Annotated in this window: 16 protein-coding genes; 7 read left to right on the forward strand and 9 right to left on the reverse strand. The window is 59.0% G+C overall.

What is annotated here, in order from left to right; genetic code table 11:
• Positions 1 to 108: 108 nt before the first annotated feature.
• Positions 109 to 1,611, forward strand: coding sequence for a DUF1800 domain-containing protein (locus hmeg3_RS15500; RefSeq protein WP_094564520.1), 1,503 nt, complete (start codon positions 109 to 111; stop codon positions 1,609 to 1,611).
• A 7-nt stretch (positions 1,612 to 1,618) separates the two neighbouring features.
• Positions 1,619 to 2,938, forward strand: coding sequence for a DUF1501 domain-containing protein (locus hmeg3_RS15505; protein ID WP_094564521.1), 1,320 nt, complete (start codon positions 1,619 to 1,621; stop codon positions 2,936 to 2,938).
• Positions 2,939 to 3,026: 88 nt separating this feature from the next.
• Here the strand turns inward: hmeg3_RS15505 and iscX are convergent, their stop codons facing one another.
• From iscX to iscR, 9 genes are all read right to left on the reverse strand, one after another.
• Positions 3,027 to 3,221: a Fe-S cluster assembly protein IscX gene (gene iscX / locus hmeg3_RS15510; protein WP_094564522.1), complete on the reverse strand. Its 195-nt coding sequence runs from the start codon at positions 3,219 to 3,221 to the stop codon at positions 3,027 to 3,029.
• A gap of 56 nt (positions 3,222 to 3,277) precedes the next feature.
• A complete protein-coding gene (gene fdx / locus hmeg3_RS15515) occupies positions 3,278 to 3,616 on the reverse strand; it encodes an ISC system 2Fe-2S type ferredoxin (protein ID WP_007880067.1) in 339 nt (112 codons plus the stop codon).
• Positions 3,617 to 3,633: 17 nt separating this feature from the next.
• Positions 3,634 to 5,499, reverse strand: a complete 1,866-nt coding sequence (hscA, locus tag hmeg3_RS15520; RefSeq protein ID WP_094564523.1) for a Fe-S protein assembly chaperone HscA — start codon at positions 5,497 to 5,499, stop codon at positions 3,634 to 3,636.
• A gap of 7 nt (positions 5,500 to 5,506) precedes the next feature.
• A complete protein-coding gene (locus hmeg3_RS15525) occupies positions 5,507 to 6,121 on the reverse strand; it encodes a LysE family translocator (RefSeq protein ID WP_094564524.1) in 615 nt (204 codons plus the stop codon).
• A 6-nt stretch (positions 6,122 to 6,127) separates the two neighbouring features.
• The gene (gene hscB, locus hmeg3_RS15530; RefSeq protein ID WP_094564525.1) at positions 6,128 to 6,643 is read right to left on the reverse strand and encodes a Fe-S protein assembly co-chaperone HscB; all 516 of its coding nucleotides are present in this window, start codon (positions 6,641 to 6,643) and stop codon (positions 6,128 to 6,130) included.
• Positions 6,644 to 6,843: 200 nt separating this feature from the next.
• On the reverse strand, positions 6,844 to 7,167 hold the full coding sequence (gene iscA / locus hmeg3_RS15535; protein ID WP_094564526.1) for an iron-sulfur cluster assembly protein IscA: 324 nt from the start codon (positions 7,165 to 7,167) through the stop codon (positions 6,844 to 6,846).
• 18 nt (positions 7,168 to 7,185) lie between these two features.
• Positions 7,186 to 7,590: a Fe-S cluster assembly scaffold IscU gene (iscU, locus tag hmeg3_RS15540; protein WP_007880057.1), complete on the reverse strand. Its 405-nt coding sequence runs from the start codon at positions 7,588 to 7,590 to the stop codon at positions 7,186 to 7,188.
• A 64-nt stretch (positions 7,591 to 7,654) separates the two neighbouring features.
• Positions 7,655 to 8,908 carry an IscS subfamily cysteine desulfurase gene (locus hmeg3_RS15545; protein ID WP_094564527.1) on the reverse strand — a complete coding sequence of 418 codons (1,254 nt, stop codon included), beginning with the start codon at positions 8,906 to 8,908 and terminating at the stop codon, positions 7,655 to 7,657.
• Between the two features lie 16 nt (positions 8,909 to 8,924).
• On the reverse strand, positions 8,925 to 9,428 hold the full coding sequence (gene iscR / locus hmeg3_RS15550; RefSeq protein WP_094564528.1) for a Fe-S cluster assembly transcriptional regulator IscR: 504 nt from the start codon (positions 9,426 to 9,428) through the stop codon (positions 8,925 to 8,927).
• A 186-nt stretch (positions 9,429 to 9,614) separates the two neighbouring features.
• On the opposite strand from iscR, the gene imuA reads away from it, so the two are divergent.
• The 5 genes from imuA (at position 9,615) to kdgD (ending at position 17,067) form a co-directional block, all read left to right on the forward strand.
• Complete coding sequence (gene imuA, locus hmeg3_RS15555) at positions 9,615 to 10,310, forward strand: translesion DNA synthesis-associated protein ImuA (protein WP_198361711.1); 696 nt, start codon at positions 9,615 to 9,617, stop codon at positions 10,308 to 10,310.
• Entirely contained in the window at positions 10,240 to 11,700 is a 1,461-nt protein-coding gene (locus hmeg3_RS15560) for a DNA polymerase Y family protein (RefSeq protein ID WP_094564530.1), read from the forward strand. Before imuA ends, hmeg3_RS15560 begins: the two co-directional genes overlap by 71 nt.
• A gap of 14 nt (positions 11,701 to 11,714) precedes the next feature.
• Positions 11,715 to 14,870 carry an error-prone DNA polymerase gene (locus tag hmeg3_RS15565; protein WP_094566388.1) on the forward strand — a complete coding sequence of 1,052 codons (3,156 nt, stop codon included), beginning with the start codon at positions 11,715 to 11,717 and terminating at the stop codon, positions 14,868 to 14,870.
• Between the two features lie 190 nt (positions 14,871 to 15,060).
• A complete protein-coding gene (locus hmeg3_RS15570) occupies positions 15,061 to 15,858 on the forward strand; it encodes a FadR/GntR family transcriptional regulator (RefSeq protein WP_094564531.1) in 798 nt (265 codons plus the stop codon).
• A 294-nt stretch (positions 15,859 to 16,152) separates the two neighbouring features.
• Positions 16,153 to 17,067, forward strand: coding sequence for a 5-dehydro-4-deoxyglucarate dehydratase (gene kdgD, locus hmeg3_RS15575; protein WP_094564532.1), 915 nt, complete (start codon positions 16,153 to 16,155; stop codon positions 17,065 to 17,067).
• Positions 17,068 to 17,141: the final 74 nt, after the last annotated feature.

Raw genomic sequence — 17,141 nt, forward strand, 5'->3', positions numbered from 1 at the left:
ACTGACAGCTGTTTGTCAGGCTTGTTTCGTCCCTTACACTTTATTACAGCGAGAGGAAACGAGGATGTACATACTGAACGCAACTCCTCCCTTTTCCGCAAAGTGATCATGCACACCCCGCTAAGACATGGCTTGACCGGATTGCTGGCATTGTGCCTTTGCGGGGCTGCATCTGCGCAAGCGCTGACCTCGCAGGAAAAGGCCTTGCATGTGCTCAATCGTCTGGCTTACGGCCCCCGCCCCGGCGACGTCGCCGCCGTGGAAAGGATGGGCGTGCAACGCTATATCGACGCACAACTTGACCCTGACCATATCCCCTTCCCGGCAGATTTGCAGGCAAGGCTCGACGGTTTGCCAACGTACAACCTGAGTGCGCCACAGCTCTACATCCAATATGGCCCGCCGTCTTTCCCTGCCAACACGGCGACACCGGAAGAAAAAAATGCCGCTCGTCAGCGCGCCGCCAAAGAGATCACCCCGGCCAGTCATCTGGCCCGTCTTTGGATGGCAACGGAAAGTCCACGTCAGTTGCAGGAGGTCATGACTGAATTCTGGTTTAACCACTTCAATGTTTTTGAAGGCAAGGAATGGGTTCGCTACTGGAACGCTGATTACGAAAAGAATGCCATCCGTCCCAATGCCCTCGGCAATTTCCGCCAGTTGCTGGGTGCCGTCGCGCACCATCCGGCCATGCTCTACTACCTCGACAACTGGCTCAGCAGCGGCACCAATACGCCGCAGGCCAAAGGCCGCTTCAAAGGACTCAACGAAAACTATGCACGTGAATTGATGGAACTGCATACGCTGGGCGTCAATGGCGGCTATAGCCAGGCCGACGTTATTTCGCTGGCGCGCATTCTCAGTGGCTGGACCATCGCTGTGCGCGAGATGAAAGATGATACAGACGACGCTACTTTCATCTTCCGCCCGGGGCGTCACGATACAGGCGACAAGCAGTTTCTCGGCAGAGTCATTCCACGCGGCGGCCAGCAGGAAGGTGAAGTCGCGCTCGACATGCTGGCACGCCATCCTGCCACGGCACGGTTCATTTCGACCAAGCTGGTGCAGTACTTTGTCTCCGACCAGCCCGATCCGGAACTGGTCAATCAACTGTCGCAGCGCTTCCTCGCCACCAATGGCGATATCAAATCGGTGCTGCGCGTCTTGTTCGACAGTCCGCAATTCTGGGCGCGCAAGAATTATCAGGCCCAGTTCAAGACACCCTATCAGTACGTCATCTCATCTCTGCGCGCAACCGCAACCCCGGTGGTCAACGACAAGCCCGTCAGCGGCGTTCTGAATCAATTCGGGATGCCTTTGTATGGCTGGCTGACCCCGGAGGGTTACAAGTATTCGGAAGAAGCCTGGCTCAATCCTGATGCGTTGTTGCGGCGGATCAATTTCGTCAACGGCCTGAGCAACGGTAAATCACCGATTGCACGCCCCGAAGGCACCCAGCCGTCGCCGGATGCGGCCGCCGTCGATCCGGTGCAATTGATACAAACCTTGTCGCCGATGCTGAGCCAGAACGACGTGACGACGATCTCCTCGTCACCCGCAAACTTGCAGGTCGGCCTGATTCTGGGCAGCCCCGCATTCATGAAACGTTAGGATCATCATGAACCGTCGTGACTTCATTCGTTACATGGGCATTGCCGGCGGCAGCGCCATTGTCATTCCCATCGGCCTGTCGGGCTGCGCCGTGGCGCCGGTCGGCAAACCATCCGCTGCAACATCGTCATCCGGCAACGCCCCGCTCGCCTACGGCACGCCGAAGCAACGTGCCCACGCCAACGGCGACGGTACACCGCGCATGGTTGTCGTCTTCCTACGCGGCGCCGTCGATGGTCTCAATGTGGTGGTGCCGCATGGCGACCGCGAGTACTACCAGGCGCGCTCCAGCATCGCCGTGGCGCGTCCCGGACAGAACAATGGTGCGATCGACCTCACCGGCTATTTCGGCCTGCATCCGTCATTGCGGCCCTTGATGCCCTATTGGGAGAGCGGCCAGCTGGCTTTTGTACACGCCTCGGGGTCACCGGACGGTTCGCGCTCACACTTCGAAGCGCAGGACTACATGGAAACCGGCACACCCGGCCAGCACAATACCCGCGACGGCTGGATGAATCGCCTGCAAGGTCAGTTGCCCCGATCCGATTCGCCGGTACAAGCGTTGACGCTGGGCGAATCGACACCACGCATCCTCAGCGGCCGGCAAGTCGTCGCCAACATGCCGACCGGCCGCGACGCCGCTCGCCAGACATTGATCGATCAGCCCAAGGTCAATCAGGCCTACGGGGCGATGTACGCAGACAACGATGCTCTGGGCAAGGCTTACCGCGACGGCATCGCGGCACGCAAAGAGCTGATGGCGGAAATGAGCAGCAACGAGCAGCGCATGGCCAACAACGGCGCGCCTTTGCCGAATGGCTTGTCCATCGATACGGCCCGCCTTGGTCGCCTGATGCGCGGCGATCCAAAGATCCGCCTGGGTTTTCTTGCTGTCGGGGGCTGGGATACCCACGCCAATCAGGGCAATGGCGCCGGTCAGCTGGCAAATCGCCTGGCGCCGCTGGCGACAGGATTGGCAACATTGGCACAAGAACTTGGCCCGGCGTTCAATGATACGGTGATCGTGGTGGTGTCGGAATTCGGCCGTACCTTCCGTGAAAACGGCAACGGCGGCACCGATCACGGCCATGGCAACGTCATGTGGCTGCTCGGCGGCAATGTGCGCGGACACACGATTTACGGTCAATGGCCGGGGCTGAACAAGGCGGAACTCAATGAAGGACGGGATCTGGCGATCACAACTGATTTCCGCGCGGTGATGTCGACGCTGGCAGAGAAACACATGCGTATCCCGGACAGCGCCATGCAGCAAATCTTCCCGCAATACACGACGGGCATGCAGCACGTATCGAATATTCTGGTGTGATTGCAGGCTCAGCTAGCAAAACGATGGGCATGAAAAAAGGAGCGATCTACGCTCCTTTTTACGTCCGCAGTCTGCAATGCTGCGCGACTTACTCGGCTTCTTCGATCCAGGCGGCCTGAATCGCTTCCAGAATCTTCTCTCCGGAACGATTGGCATCGTCATCAAAACCATCCAGCTCCATCACCCAACGATGCAAATCGGTGAACCGTATGGTCTTGGGATCGGTGTCCGGAAACTTGTCGTTCAGCTCTTCAGCAATACGCTGAATGTCGGTCCATTTCATGGCTGCCTCGCTAATGTTGATCAGTCGCCCGCGCCGGCCCTAAGCCGTCAGTCGAATCAGTGATTCTCGCTGGCGTGATTGATGGTGTACTTCGGAATTTCGACGACCAGATCGTCGTCGCCCAGCACCACCTGACACGACAGGCGTGAATTTGCTTCCAAGCCCCAGGCCATGTCGAGCAAATCTTCTTCCTTGTCGGTCGGATCATCCAGCGTATCAAAGCCTTCGCGGATCACCACATGGCAAGTGGTACAGGCGCAGGACTTCTCGCAGGCGTGTTCGATATCGACATCGCTGTCGAGCATGGCGTCGCACAGAGTCTTGCCGACCGGTGCGTCGATGACGGCGCCGTCAGGGCAAAAAGTGGGGTGTGGGAGTATGACGATTTGTGGCACGGTATTAACCTCTATCTTTACGAAACTTCATCCAATTTCTTGCCGGCCAGCGCGGCATGAACGCTTCGGTCCATGCGGCGGGCAGCGAATTCTTCAGTACCATGCGCCAGCGCTTCAACTGCCGCCTTGATCGCCAGATGATCATCACCCAGCGCCTTCTCGCGCACGACTTCGATCAACGCGGCGACGTCGATACGTTCTTGTTCACTCAGCAAAGCGCTGTCAACATTGAGCGCCGACTCCGTCGCCAGAATGATGCGCTCGGCTTCGACCTGTTCTTCGCGCAAGGCGCGGCGCTTCATGTCTTCATCGGCCGACTGGAAGGAATCCTGCAGCATGCGCGCGACGTCATCGTCCTCCAATCCATACGAAGGCTTGACGGTGATCGCCGCTTCCACGCCCGAGGTCATTTCGCGTGCAGATACTGACAGCAAGCCATCGGCATCAACCTGATACGTGACGCGGATACGTGCCGCGCCAGCCGCCATCGGCGGAATGCCGCGCAACTCGAAACGCGCCAGCGAACGACAGTCTGCGACAAGCTCACGCTCGCCCTGCACCACTTGAATCGCCATCGCGGTCTGACCGTCTTTGAAGGTCGTGAACTCCTGCGCGCGTGCGCATGGAATGGTCGAGTTACGTGGAATAACTTTTTCCGCCAGGCCGCCCATGGTCTCGATCCCGAGCGACAAAGGAATCACATCCAGCAGCAACCAGTCATCACCGGCGGCACGATTGCCGGCGAGCAGATTAGCCTGCACGGCGGCGCCCAGCGCCACGACTTTGTCCGGATCGATATTGGCTAACGGCGTCGTCTGGAAGAACTCGCCGACGGCCTTGCGCACATGTGGCATGCGGGTTGCACCACCGACCAGCACCACGCCGTCGACGTCGTCCACGGACAGATTCGCATCACGCAGTGCCTTGCGGCATGGCGTGATGGTCTTGGCGACCAGATGCTGGGTCAGCGCGGTGAACTCTTCCGCCGTGATCGACAGATGTACTTCTTCGCCCGAATTCAGGGCCGCATCGATTTGCGTGTAAGCCTTGGAGGACAGCAGCTCCTTCACCTCGCGCGCCTTCACCAGCAGAATGCGCGTGTCTTCGTCCGACAAGGGAGCCAACTGCGCTTGTTCGCAAATCCAGCAGAACAGGCGCTGGTCAAAATCGTCGCCGCCCAGTGCGGAATCGCCGCCGGTCGACAAGACTTCAAACACACCCTTGGTCAGCTTGAGGATGGAAATATCGAAGGTGCCGCCGCCCAGATCGTAGACGGCAAATGTGCCTTCCGAACCATTGTCGAGGCCGTAAGCAATCGCTGCTGCAGTCGGCTCATTGAGCAAACGCAGGACATTGAGACCGGCCAGTTGTGCCGCATCCTTGGTTGCCTGACGCTGTGCATCATCGAAGTAAGCAGGCACGGTAATCACCGCGCCGACCAGATCGTCGCCCAGCGCATCTTCCGCAGTCTGACGCAAAGTCGCCAGAATCTGCGCCGAAATCTCAACCGGACTCTTCACACCGGCAACGGTCTTCAGTTGTACCATGCCCGGCGCATCCTGAAAATCGTAGGGCAGGTTTTCGACGTAGGCGATATCTTTCAGGCCACGGCCCATGAAGCGCTTGACCGAGACGATCGTGTTCTTCGGATCGGTGGTTTGCGCAGCTTGCGCCTTGTAGCCGATATTGGCGTGGCCGTTAGGCAGATAACGCACTACCGATGGCAACAGGCTGTGGCCCTCTTCGTCGTTGAGGACTTCAGGGATGCTGTTGCGCACAGTGGCGACCAGCGAATTGGTGGTGCCGAGATCGATGCCTACCGCCAGCCGATGCTGATGCGGTGCGGTGGACATGCCCGGTTCGGAAATTTGGAGAAGAGCCATAGTCGATTTATTCCGGCAAGGCGATGCGGATACCTAATCCGACAAACGCACAGCCGGCAAGCCTGTTCAAATAGAGAGCGGCACGCGCCTGACGCTTGAAATACGCGCCGACGATGCCGGAGAAAAACGCAATCGCGCTGAAAATTGCCAGCGCCTGAAGAATGAACACCACCGCCAGCAACAGCATCTGCCAGGCCACATGGCCGGCGTGCACGTTGACGAATTGCGGCAGGAAGGCGATGAAAAACAGCGTCACCTTGGGATTGAGAATATTGGCGATCACGCTTTGCCAGTAAATGCGCGACAGGCTGACCGGCGTCATGGTCGCATCCAGCGACATCGACGCAGCAGAGCGCAAGGTGCGGACGCCGAGATACACCAGATACGCCGCGCCTGCGTATTGCAAGGCGTGATAAGCGGCTGGATAGGCCTTGATGATGGCGGCAAACCCCAGCACCGCCAGCAAGGTGTGAAAAAACAATCCAGACGAAAAACCGAGCGCAGCAACCAGTCCGGCTTTCTTGCCCTGCGCGATACCGCGCGTGAGCACGTAAATGTTATCCGGCCCTGGAGCCAGGGTCAGCATCATCGCGGCGATCAGAAACAGGAACACGTCAGGCATGGCGCATCAACCTTCGATCAGAGCGAAGGTATTGCCGATCTCTTCGCCGAATTTCTCAAGGAACATCAACTGGCGCACCAGTTGGGCGGCGGCAGTGAAGTCGTTGGCGTCGAGCAGCGCTTCGATGCGGGCGACGGTGTCTTTCTTTGCGCTGCGCAAGGCAGCGTCAAGCTGCTCGAGCGCATCGATATTCTTGCCTGCACGCGCGTCGTCGAGCTCTTCACGCCACTCCATTTGCTGCATCAGAAATGCGGGCGGCATGGAGGTATTGGATTCGGTTTGCAGATCGACGCCATTAAGCTCGCAAAGATAGGAGGCGCGCTTGAGAGGATTTTTGAGCGTCTGGTAGGCTTCGTTGGCGCGTGTGGCCCATTGCATGGCAACGCGCTTCTCGGCGCCGGTCGCATTGGCGAACTTGTCCGGGTGCGCCTGGTTCTGCACGCCGTGGTACGCCTTTTCCAACGCAGTCTGATCGACGGCAAAGCGTTGTGGCAATTGGAAAAGTGCGAAGTGATTTTGCATACGTTGTGCAAAGATTGTTCAGAGGAACAAAAAATAAAAAGCCTGTTCGGACTTCAACAGGCTTGGCAGAACTACTCTTCAGAGGCTATCGCTGAACGATACAACGCGATTCTGGCTAAGCACTAGATCATATGATCAGTTTCAATCGCCGCCGTGATGTCGCACATCGCTGCGCCGACATCGCGGTGGTGATCATGAGATCAGATACGGAAGCTTTCGCCGCAACCGCATTCGTCCTTCATGTTCGGATTCTGGAACTTGAAGCCTTCGTTGAGGCCTTCACGCGCAAAATCCAATTCAGTACCGTCGATGTACGGCAAGCTCTTGGGATCCACATAGACGCGAATGCCGCGCGATTCAAACATCTGATCTTCCGGTGTTTCTTCGTCCACATATTCCAGCTTGTAAGCCAGACCGGAGCAGCCGGTTGTGCGCACGCCAAGGCGCAGGCCAAGGCCTTTACCGCGACGCTCCATGTAGCGGCTGATGTGTTTTGCAGCTTTTTCAGTCAGTGTGATTGCCATAATGCTTGCCCTTCTCTATTAGGCTGCAGCCTTTTGCTCAACGCTGCCGTGCTTGGCTTTGTAGTCTTGCACCGCGGCCTTGATGGCGTCTTCCGCCAGGATCGAGCAGTGAATCTTCACCGGTGGCAACGCCAGTTCTTCAGCGATCTGGGTGTTCTTGATCGACAAGGCTTGATCCAATGTCTTGCCCTTGACCCATTCGGTCACCAGCGACGACGAAGCAATCGCCGAACCGCAACCGTAGGTTTTGAACTTGGCGTCCTGGATCACGCCGTCAGCGCCGACCTTGATCTGCAACTTCATGACGTCGCCGCAAGCGGGCGCGCCGACCATACCAGTGCCTACGGTCTCGTCGCCCTTTTCGAAGGCGCCGACGTTACGTGGGTTTTCGTAGTGATCGAGTACTTTTTCCGAGTAAGACATTTTGATGCTCCTTGATGAGGTCGCCCCTGCGTTCTATATGGGGGCGGTTTTCATTTTCGCGATATTAGTGTGCAGCCCATTGGATCGTGCTGATGTCGATCCCGTCCTTGTACATATCCCACAGCGGCGACAATTCGCGCAGCTTGCCGACTTTGCTCTTGATCAGATCAATGGTGAAGTCGATATCTTCTTCGGTCGTGAAACGGCCGATGGTGAAACGAATCGAGCTGTGCGCCAGTTCGTCGCTGCGACCCAGGGCGCGCAACACATACGACGGTTCCAGGCTGGCCGAGGTGCAAGCCGAACCGGACGACACTGCGATGTCCTTGATCGCCATGATCAGGGATTCACCTTCGACATAGTTGAAGCTGACGTTCAGGTTGTGCGGCACACGGTGTTCCATGTCGCCGTTGATGTAGGTCTCTTCGATCTCTTGCAAACCCTTGGCCAGACGATCGCGCATGGCGCGGATGTGGGCCAGTTCGGTTTCCATTTCTTCGCGGGCGATGCGGAAGGCTTCGCCCATGCCGACGATCTGGTGAGTTGCCAGTGTGCCGGAACGCAGACCGCGCTCGTGACCACCACCGTGGATCTGCGCTTCGATACGCACACGTGGTTTGCGGCGAACGTACAGCGCGCCGATGCCCTTGGGACCGTAAGTCTTGTGCGCCGAGAAACTCATCAGGTCGACTTTCCAGTTTTCCAGATCGATCTTGACCTTGCCGGTTGCCTGCGCAGCGTCGCAATGGAAAATGATGCCCTTGGAACGGCAGAATTCGCCGATTTCAGGTACAGGCTGAATCACGCCGATTTCGTTGTTGACCAGCATGACCGAAATCAGGATGGTGTCGGGACGCACGGCTGCGGCGATTTGCTCGACAGTCACCAGACCATTGTCTTGCGGTTGCAAGTAAGTCGCCTCGAAACCTTGACGCTCCAGTTCGCGGAAAGTATCCAGCACAGCCTTGTGCTCGGTCTTGACCGTGATGATGTGCTTACCCTTGGTCTTGTAGAACTGTGCAGCACCCTTGATTGCCAGGTTGTTGCTTTCTGTCGCGCCGGAAGTCCAGATGATTTCGCGCGAATCCGCGTTGACCAGCTTGGCGACTTCTTCGCGTGCATCTTCCACGGCCTTCTCTGCAGTCCAGCCATACATGTGGCTGCGCGACGCAGGATTACCGAACTGCTCGCGCAGATACGGAATCATCTTGTCGGCCACGCGCGGGTCGACCGGTGTGGTGGCCGAGTAATCCAGATAAATTGGAAAATGCGGCGCCTTGATGGTGTCCAACAAGCTTTTTTCCAGAGGTGCATTCATTTTGTTCTAGCTCCAATCAAACCGCTGCGTGAGGGCGGTGCATGACAACCACGCTTTGTTCAGTGCCGAGAGTTCTGTGTTCCGGCTGCTTCTGTTCTTTCTGGTGCTGCTGGTCAACCAGGTCTTGCAAGGAGACCGAGTCGAGATATTCGACCATCTTTTCATTCAGCGTCGACCACAGGTCGTGCGTCATGCAGCGCGTGCCACCGGGGTGGGTGACGCTATGGCAATTTTCCTTGCCGCCGCATTGCGTTGCATCCAGGGGTTCATCGACGGCGATGATGATGTCGGCAACCGACACATCACCTGCTTTGCGCGCCAGGTTGTAACCGCCGCCGGGTCCGCGCACGGACTCAACGATCTGGTGGCGCCGCAATTTGCCGAACAACTGCTCCAGATATGATAAAGAAATTTCCTGCCTCTCGCTGATGGCGGACAACGTGACGGGTCCATTGCCATGGCGCAACGCCAAGTCAATCATTGCTGTCACAGCAAAACGGCCTTTAGTAGTTAATCGCATGAAATCTCGACTCCAGAACAGTTTTCAGAACCACTCCCTGAATTCCCGAATATTTACGTCAAGTATATCAAACTTGAGTAATCTTGTCAGGTACTGCAAAACCCGCAGAAACCTCACCCGATCAAGATCGCCGAAGCACGACAATTACTGTATATTTATACAGTATACGTATTTCGAATCTTGCTCATGTCCGCGCCTCTTCCTCAAAGTATTCACGCCTCGCTCTGGCTCGCTTCACAGCTTGCCCGCAGCACGGCGCGTGGACTCGATACCGGATTTGATGCGCTGTCTAAAGAGCTCCCCGGGCAAGGCTGGCCGACCGGTGCGCTGATCGACTTGCTGCTGCCGCAACCCGGCGTCGGCGAGCTGCGCCTGCTGGGTCCGGCACTCCAATCCCTGTCGCCGCGCCGCATCGCATTGGTGCAGACGCCGCATGCACCGCAAGCCATCGGATGGCGCCAGATTGGTGTCGACGCCGCACGGCTGCTGTCGGTGCGTGCCGCCACCAGCGCCGATGCCGCCTGGGCTGCTGAACAGATATTGAAATCCGGCAGTTGCGCCGCTCTGCTGTTCTGGCAGCGGCACATGCGCAAGGACAGCCTGCGCCGCTTGCATCTGGCGGCGCAAACCGGCAGCACCCTGTTCGTCATGCTGCGTCCGCTCAGTTGTGCGCAGGATGCTTCGCCGGCCCCCTTACGTTTGTCGCTGGCGGCTGCGGCCGGCGGCATTGAAGTCCGTTTCGTCAAACGCCGCGGACCGCAGCGTGACACGCCCTTGTTTATTTCGTTGCCCTCTCTGAATCTTTTGCATCATGCGCCTGTGGATCGCCGTACATCTGCCCCTGCTGTCGTTGGAAGTATTTCATCCGAACTGGTCGGATGAAGTCTCTTCCGTCGTGCTGGAGCACACCCGCGTCATGGCGGCTTCGCAGTGCGCCTGCGAAGCCGGCGTGCGTATCGGCATGCGGCGCGGCGGCGTGCTGGCGCGGCTCCCCAAAGCGCTTATGCACGAACGCTCTTTCGATCGCGAGGCACAGACATTGTTCGGCGCCGCCATCGCCTTGCTGCAATACACGCCGCAGGCCAGCTTCGCGGAAGAATCCACCATCCTGCTCGACATCGGCGCCAGCCTGAGCCTGTTCGGCGGCATTCGCGCCTTATGCCGCCGTGTGCGCGCCACCGTCCGGCAACTCGGCCTGAGCGCCGTCATCAGTTGCGCACCGACCGCCAACGGCGCCGCTTTACTCGCCCGACACACCGGTGCCCGGACATTGAAACAACATCACCTGCACCGGCATCTCGGCCGCCTGCCTGTCGCTGCATTGCCGGCTGCGGTGCCCTATCTCGACTGGCTCGCCGGCATCGGCTGCCGCACGCTGGCTGATCTGCGCCGCCTGCCACGCGCCGGTCTGCAACGGCGCGGCGACACGCACATGCTGGATGCACTCGATTGCGCCCATGGCGACGCGCCGGAATTGCACGCCTGGATCGAAGTCCCGCCCAGCTTTCGGCAACGCATTGAATTAAGCGAACGCATCGAACACGCCGACGCCGCCCAATACACCATTCAGGCCCTGCTCACCCAACTCTGCGGCTGGCTGGCGGCGCGTCATCTGGCCGTCACGCAAGTGCGCGTACAACTGGAACACGAGCGCGACCGTCAGGCCGTGGCCCCCACGACCATCGAACTCATGCTGGCCGAACCGACCTGGCAAGACGCGCACCTGATCAGGCTGCTTAAAGAACGCCTGGCGCGGCTGGAAATTACCGCTCCCATCATCGCCGTCGTGCTGGAAGCGGCGCAAACCGAACCCATGGCGCCGGCCAGCGACAATCTGTTTCCCGAACCCGGCGGCACGCCGGAAGACCACAAGCGCCTGATCGAACTGCTGGTCGCGCGGCTGGGTGCGGACAAGGTGTTGCACGCCGCACCGCTCGCCGACTACCGGCCTGAACAGGCCAATCGCTGGGTTTCCGTCATGGACGCCGCCGCCCCGCTGGAAGAACGCCCTCTGCCGCCCCGCCCCACGTGGCTGCTGGAAAAACCGATTGCCTTGACCATATGCCAGCATCGGCCCTATTACGGCTCCCGCCTGCGCCCCGTCTCGCCCGCCGAACGTATCGAAGCAGGCTGGTGGAACGGCGACCTGGTGACACGCGACTATTACATCGCCGAAGGAGCAGATCACTGCCTTTACTGGATTTATCGCGAGCGCATTGGCGATGTTGACGGTGTCGAACCGCATTGGTATTTGCACGGCATGTTTGGATGATGCGAGAAAAAACCATGCCCGATACCTCATCCATTCCTGACTACGCCGAACTGTTCTGCCTGTCCAATTTCAGCTTTCTGGAAGGCGCCTCGCACGCGGAAGAACTCGCCGCACGCGCCGTGCAACTTGGCTACACCGCGCTTGCCATAACCGATGAATGCTCACTGGCCGGCGTGGTGCGCGCGCATATGGAAGCAAAAAAAGCCGACCTCAAACTCATCATCGGCTCCTGCTTTCGCATCGAATGGGAAGCCGGAAAACCACCCATGACCCTGATCGTACTGGCCCGGAATCGCGAAGGCTACGGCAACCTGTCCGAGCTGATCACGCTCGGTCGCACACGCGCCGACAAGGGCAGCTATCGCATCGACATCGATGATTTTTCCGCGCCACAGGTATCCCACGCACATCTGTGCGGTCTGCCCGATTGCCTGGTGATCCTGGCGCCACATTATCCTGCCGATGCAACTCTGCTCGAACAGCAGACTGCCTGGTTGGCGCGTACCTTCCCGCAGCGCGCCTGGCTTGGATTAACGCAGTTGTATCGCCCTTACGATCAACTGCATCGCGGTGTTATTCAAGAAGCCGCCCACTGCCACAACCTGCCGGTCGCCGCCATCGGCGAAGTCAACATGCACGTGCGTTCACGCAAATTCCTGCAAGACACGCTGACGGCAATACGTCTTGGAAAAGCGGTCGGCGACTGCGGCTACGCCCTCGCGCCCAATGCAGAACAACACCTGCGTTCGCGCCTGCGACTGGCAAATATTTTCTCGGCAGCGACACTCGCAGAAACACTTCGCATCGCGGTTCAATGCACATTCAAACTTGATGAACTGCGCTACGAATATCCCGAAGAACTGGTTCCCGACGGCCAGACGCCCGCCGGCTATCTGCGTCAGGAAGTATTCCTCGGCGCGCACCTGCGCTACCCCGCCGGCATCCCGCAAAAAGTCACCGATCAGATCGAGCACGAACTCACACTGATCAACGACATGGCCTACGAGCCTTACTTCCTCACGGTCTACGACATCGTGCGCTTTGCCAAAGACAACGGCATCCTGCGGCAAGGGCGTGGCTCGGCAGCGAACTCGGTGATCTGCTTCTGCCTCGGCGTGACCGAAGTCGACCCGACGCGCTCGGTCATGCTGTTCGAACGCTTCATCAGCAAGGAGCGCGGCGAACCGCCGGACATCGACGTCGACTTCGAACACCAGCGGCGTGAAGAAGTCATTCAATACATCTATCGCAAATACGGCCGCATGCGCGCCGCCATCGCCGCAGCCGTCCATACCTACCGCCCTCGCGGCGTGCTGCGCGACGTCGGCAAGGTGCTTGGCATTGATGCCTCCATCGTCGACAAGGTCGCCAAGTCGCATCAATGGTTCGACGACCGCTACAACATGATGCAGCGCTTCGCCGAATGCGGCCTCGATCCGGAGTCACCGATTGCCCATCAATGGGCAATCCTGTCCTTGCAACTGATGAACTTCCCGCGCCATCTGTCGCAACACAGTGGCGGCTTCGTCATCGCACGCGACAAACTCTCGCGCCTGGTGCCGATTGAAAACGCCGCCATGCCCGACCGCTCGGTCATCCAGTGGGACAAGGACGATCTCGAATCACTCGGCCTGCTCAAGGTGGATGTGCTGGCGCTGGGAATGTTGTCAGCCCTGCGCCGCGCGCTGGAACTGGTCGCCAAACGGCGCGGCCATGTCTTCCGCATGCAAGACATTCCCGCCGAAGATCCCGTCACCTACGACATGATCTGCAAGGCCGACACCATCGGCGTCTTCCAGATCGAAAGCCGCGCACAGATGAGCATGCTGCCGCGCCTGAAGCCGCGAGAGTTCTACGACCTTGTCGTGCAAGTCGCCATCGTCCGCCCCGGACCGATTCAGGGCGGCATGGTGCATCCCTTCTTACGCCGCCGCCAAGGACTGGAGCCGGAAACCTATCCCAAGGAAATTTTGCGCCAAGCTCTCGAACGCACGCGCGGCGTTCCGATTTTTCAGGAACAAGTGATGCAGATCGCCGTGCTCGCCGCCGGCTTCACACCGGGAGAGGCAGACGACTTGCGTCGCGCTATGGCCGCATGGAAACGCAAAGGCGGACTGGAAAAGCACGAACACAAACTGGTGCAAGGCATGCTCGATCGCGGCTATGAAAAAGATTTCGCCAATGCCATCTTCAAGCAAATCAAAGGCTTCGGCGAATACGGCTTCCCCGAAAGCCACGCCGCCAGCTTCGCCATCCTTGCCTACGCCAGCAGTTGGCTCAAATGTCACGAGCCGGAAGCCTTCCTCTGCTCGCTGCTCAACAGCCAGCCCATGGGTTTCTATTCGCCTTCGCAATTGATTCAGGATGCGCGCCGCCATGGCGTGCGCGTACTGCCGCCCGACGTCATGCACAGCAACTGGGAAAGCGCGCTGGAAGACTTCGATCCCGCACGTCCTGACATCCGCCCCGCAGTGCGTCTTGGCCTGTCGCTGCTGGGCAGCATGAAAGAAGCGCCTGCGCTGCGCATCGAGCGCGCGCGCCGCGAACATGTCTTCACCGATCTCCAGGATCTGGCGCGCCGCGCTCAGCTGGACAAACACAACCTGCAGGCGCTGGCCGCCGGCAACGCACTGGTCGCACTCAGCGGCCATCGCCGCGAAGCCTTATGGCAAGCCCTCGATGCCGCGCCGGCCAAAGATCTGCTGCATGCCGCCCCCTCACGCGAAGACATCCTGCGCCTGCCTGCGCCGTCCGAGGCCGAAGACATCGTCGCCGATTACCGCAGCGCCGGCCTGACGCTCAAACGCCATCCGCTCGCCTTGCTGCGCCCCATACTGACCAAGCACAAGTTTCTGCCGCACGACGTCATGACGACCTTTCAGGACGGCCAGTTCGCGCGCGGCTGCGGCATTGTGACGGTACGCCAGCGTCCTGGCACCGCCAAGGGCGTGCTGTTCATCACCATCGAAGACGAAACCGGCTCCACCAACGTGATTCTCTGGCCCTCGCTGGTGGAAAAGCAGCGCAACGAAGTCCTCAACGCTTCCCTGCTCGGCGTCTACGGCATCTGGCAAACCCACGCCGGCGTGCAGCATCTGGTGGCAAAACGATTGGTGGACATGTCCCATCTGCTGGGTGAAATCCACGTCGGCAGCCGGGATTTTTGCTGAACCCGGCGGGAAAAGCCGAAAAATCTCTTCAAACCCCGTCGCAACGCGGCTGCAAGGCCATTTAAGTCGGCATCAAGGGTACGAAACCCAGTCATCCTCTGGTAAGATGTCGCATATCTTTTTGCAGGCCTGCCCCGTTCATCCGAACGCGGTTCCATGCGAACTACTTCACACATATCGACCTATAAAAATGGAAGTCAACGAGACACCCAGCCCGCTGATGCGCCCACGCAAGAAGACCCAGAGCCTGTCTCAGGAGGTGGTTGGCGCGATTTCTGAAATGATCTCCAGCGGTGCCATCAAGCCCGGCGAGAAGCTGCCGACCGAGTCCGAAATCATGCTCACCCAGGGCGTCAGCCGCACCGTGGTGCGCGAAGCGATTTCGCGCCTGCAGGCGGCCGGACTGGTGGAAACACGGCATGGCATCGGCACCTTCGTGCTGGAGGCGCAAAAGGCCGGCAACATCAATATCGATCCGGCCACCATCACCACGATGAAGGATCTGCTGGCGCTGCTGGAACTGCGCATCAGCCTGGAAACCGAAACCGCCGGCCTGGCCGCCGCACGCCGCACCGACGAGCAATTGCTGGAAATCCGCCAGGCGCTCGACGCCTTCCACGAAAACCTGAAAAAGGGCAACGACACCGTCGGCCCCGACTTCCGCTTCCACTTCCAGATCGCCACCGCCACCGGCAACCGCTATTTCATTGAAATCCTGAGCCACCTCGGCGCCGGCGTGATTCCGCGCAAACGCCTGAACACGGCTGAACTGGCGCGCGACCCGCAAGCCAGCTATCTGGATCGCGTGCAGCGCGAACACGAAGACATCTACGAAGCCATCGCCCGCCGCGATACCGAAGCGGCGCGCGCGGCCATGCGCAACCACCTGACCAACAGCCGCGAACGCCTGCGCCGTGCGCAGGAAGCAGCCGAATCGGCAGCAGATGCACAAAAGGCATCGGAGGCATCGGAGCCATCGGCGACCTGACAGCGCAACGACGCGACAACGCAATAATGTATTCCTCACATTGCCCTGCACCATCGCAACAAGCTGATAACGCACACCAGCGCAGAACCAGCTTAGCACCAGGCAAATCAACACAAAATCCAACGTAACACCGGCCGGCAGCAAAAACTGCTGGCTTTCTCTCAATTCATGTTGTACGATGACTGATATCTTAAGACGCTTAAGAACGAGTTCCCTCCAGAAGCGCTGAACAGGTTCGGAATTTGTTATCAAGCGCGACGGTATTTTTAACTTCATCACCTGGCAACTACTGACATGTACACACCACAAGACCTGAAACAGATTCTTTCCGCCGGCCTGCTCTCCTTCCCGCTGACCGACTTCGACGAGCAAGGCGACTTCCGTCCGAAGACCTATATCGAACGTCTGGAATGGCTGGCCCCTTACGGCGCAAGCGCGCTGTTCGCGGCCGGTGGTACAGGTGAGTTCTTCTCGCTGGTGCCGGGCGAATACTCGAACATCATCCGCACCGCCGTGGAAACCTGCAAAGGCAAGGTGCCTATCATCGCCGGCGCCGGTGGCGCTACCCGCGCTGCGATCGCTTACGCACAAGAAGCCGAACGCCTGGGTGCGCACGGCATCCTGCTGATGCCGCATTACCTGACCGAAGCCAGCCAGGAAGGTATCGCCGAGCACGTTGAAGCCGTCTGCAAATCGGTCAAGTTCGGCGTCATCATTTACAACCGCGGCGTCTGCAAGCTCAACGCCGACATGCTGGAACGCCTGGCCGAGCGCTGCCCTAACCTGATCGGGTTCAAGGACGGCGTCGGTGAAATCGAATCCATGGTCACGATCCGCCGCCGTCTGGGCGATCGCTTCACCTACCTCGGCGGCCTGCCGACTGCGGAAGTCTATGCAGCTGCTTACAAGGCACTGGGCGTACCGGTCTACTCATCGGCGGTATTCAACTTCATCCCGAAAACAGCAATGGACTTCTACCACGCCATCGCCAAGGAAGACCACGCCACCGTCGGCAAGCTGATCGACGAATTCTTCCTGCCTTACCTGGCCATCCGCAATCGCAAGGCCGGCTATGCTGTGAGCATCGTCAAGGCCGGCGCCAAGGTCGTTGGCCACGATGCAGGCCCGGTCCGCACGCCGCTGACCGCCTGCACCGAAGCCGAGCACGAAGAACTGGCCGCGCTGATCAAGCGTCTGGGACCTCAGTAATTGCAGCGCCGAAATTGCACGACACAATAAATAACTAAGTAAATAACTAAGCCCTCGACTGACCGCCGGATTCA

The organism is Herbaspirillum sp. meg3, from assembly GCF_002257565.1.
In the GTDB taxonomy this organism is placed as follows: Bacteria; Pseudomonadota; Gammaproteobacteria; order Burkholderiales; family Burkholderiaceae_D; genus Herbaspirillum.